This window comes from Kitasatospora sp. NPDC091257 (assembly GCF_044757675.1).
In the GTDB taxonomy this organism is placed as follows: domain Bacteria; phylum Actinomycetota; class Actinomycetes; order Streptomycetales; family Streptomycetaceae; genus Kitasatospora; species Kitasatospora lactacystinica.
The window spans coordinates 1-2,496 of the sequence record NZ_JBIVVI010001268.1 but is presented as its reverse complement, the minus strand read 5'-3'; the positions used below and the strand labels follow the sequence as shown (position 1 = coordinate 2,496).

Below are 2,496 nucleotides of genomic sequence, written 5' to 3'. Positions count from 1 at the left end.
CCCACCCCCGAGGAAGGGGATGCCGGACTTGACCCCCGAAATGACCCCGAACCGGCGGAACGGTTCGGGGTCATTTCCTCCCCGGCACCCGTCCGGTCGCACCGTGCCACCCCGTGCCACCCGCGCCGACCTGCGCCGTCATGACGTTTTCTTAACGCGGCCCGATGACGGATCCTTAACGGCCGTCGCATAGCGTTTCGCACGGCCGTCGCCCGACGGCGTTTTACGGGGTCTTTAAACAAGAGGTGCAAGGTGGTTTCGTCGGGTACGACGGGGACGGCGGAGACGGACGCGCCGTCGGCGCGAATACGCCTCCGCAGCTGGCTGCTGGAGGACGTGACCGCGGAGAAGCCCGCGCAGCCGACCGCGGCGGAGGGCGCCCCGGAGGCGTCGCCCGAGGGCCCGGCGGCGGGGGACTCCGCCGGGCACGGTGCGCAGGCCGGCCAGCGCTGGTGGCGGGTGATGTGCCTGACCGGCCTGGACTACTTCTCGACGCTCGGCTACCAGCCGGGCATCGCCGCCCTCGCCGCGGGCGTGCTGTCGCCGATCGCCACCATCGTGCTGGTGGTGGTCACCCTGCTGGGCGCGCTGCCGGTCTACCGGCGGGTGGCCAAGGAGAGCCCGCACGGCGAGGGCTCGATCGCGATGCTGGAGCGGCTGCTGTCGTTCTGGAAGGGCAAGCTGTTCGTCCTCGCGCTGCTCGGCTTCGCGGCCACGGACTTCCTGATCACCATCACCCTGTCCGCCGCCGACGCGAGCGCGCACCTGGTGGAGAACCCGCACCTGACCGGCTTCCTCGGCGGCAAGCAGGTGGTGATCACAATGGTCCTGGTGGCGCTGCTCGGCGCGGTCTTCCTCAAGGGCTTCAGCGAGGCGATCGGCCTGGCGGTGTTCCTGGTCGGGACCTACCTGGTGCTGAACGTGGTCGTGGTGGCCGTCGGCCTCTGGAAGATCATCGAGGCGCCGCACGTGGTCACCGACTGGTCGCACGCGCTGACCCTCCAGCACGGCAACCCGATCGTCATGGTCGGCGTGGCCCTGGTGACCTTCCCGAAGCTGGCGCTCGGCCTGTCCGGCTTCGAGACCGGTGTCGCCGTGATGCCGCACATCAAGGGCGACCCGACCGACACCGAGGCCGACCCGGCGGGCCGGATCCGCGGCACCCGCAAGCTGCTGACCACCTCCGCCGTGATCATGAGCTGCTTCCTGATCGCCACCAGCTTCATCACCACGCTGCTCATCCCGGCCGACCAGTTCAAGCCCGGCGGCGACGCCAACGGCCGCGCCCTGGCGTTCCTGGCGCACGAGTACCTGGGCGGCGCCTTCGGCAGCGTCTACGACCTCTCCACCATCGCGATCCTCTGGTTCGCCGGCGCCTCCGCCATGGCGGGCATGCTCAACCTGCTGCCCCGCTACCTGCCGCGCTACGGCATGGCCCCGCACTGGGCGCGCGCGGTGCGGCCGATGGTGATCGTGCTGACCCTGATCGGCTTCCTGGTCACCTGGATCTTCGACGCGAACGTGGACGCCCAGGGCGGCGCGTACGCGACCGGCGTGCTGGTGCTGATCAGCTCCGCCGCCATCGCGGTGACCATCGCCGCCTACCGCAAGCGCGAGCGCGGATGGACCGTCGCCTTCGCGGTCATCTCGGCGATCTTCCTCTACACCACCGTGCTGAACGTGCTGGAGCGGCCGGACGGTCTGAAGATCGGTGCCTGCTTCATCGCCGGGATCATCCTGGTCTCGCTGCTCTCCCGGCTGCGCCGCGCCTTCGAGCTGCGCGTCACCAATGTGGCCATGGACGATGTGGCGGAACGTTTCATCAGGGATTACGCGCACCGCCCGCTGCGACTGATCGCCAACGAGCCGAGCCACCGCGACGTCGCCGAGTACCGCGACAAGATCCGCCAGATCCGCGCCGACAACGACATCCCCGGCGAGGACGACCTGGTCTTCGTCGAGGTGACCGTCCGCGACGCCTCCGACTTCGAGGCCGAGCTCACCGTGCGCGGAGAGGTGCTGCACGGCCGCTACCGGGTGCTCACCCTGGAGAGCTCCAGCATCCCGAACGCGCTCGCCGCGCTCGCGCTGAACATCCGGGACCGCACCGGGCAGCAGCCGCACCTCTACTTCGAGTGGACCGAGGGCAGCCCCTTCGCCCAGTTCCTGCGGTTCTTCCTGTTCGGGCAGGGCGAGGTCGCGCCGGTCACCCGCGAGGTGCTGCGCGAGGCCGAGCCGGACCGCTCGCGCCGCCCGCGCGTGCACGTCGGCTGACCGGGGCCCGTCCGCCCTGGGCGACACGCCGACGGCCCGCCCGCTCCGAGTGAGCGGGCGGGCCGTCGGCGTGTCGGACGGGAACGGCGTCGGACGGGAACGGCGTGAACGACGGACCGCCGCCCGCGCCGGGGCGGGCGCGGGCGGCGGGTCGGTGGGGCGGGGGTGGGGGCCGGGCGGTAGGAAGAGCGTGTGGTGGGGAAAATTGTTCGGTGGCGGGGT

1 protein-coding gene is annotated in these 2,496 nt (G+C 71.0%); it reads left to right on the top strand.

Annotated elements, in window-relative coordinates; translation table 11 throughout:
- The first annotated feature begins 462 nt into the window (after positions 1-462).
- On the top strand, positions 463-2,274 hold the full coding sequence (locus ACIQOV_RS37145; RefSeq protein WP_401055204.1) for an amino acid transporter: 1,812 nt from the start codon (positions 463-465) through the stop codon (positions 2,272-2,274).
- Positions 2,275-2,496 lie beyond the last annotated feature (222 nt).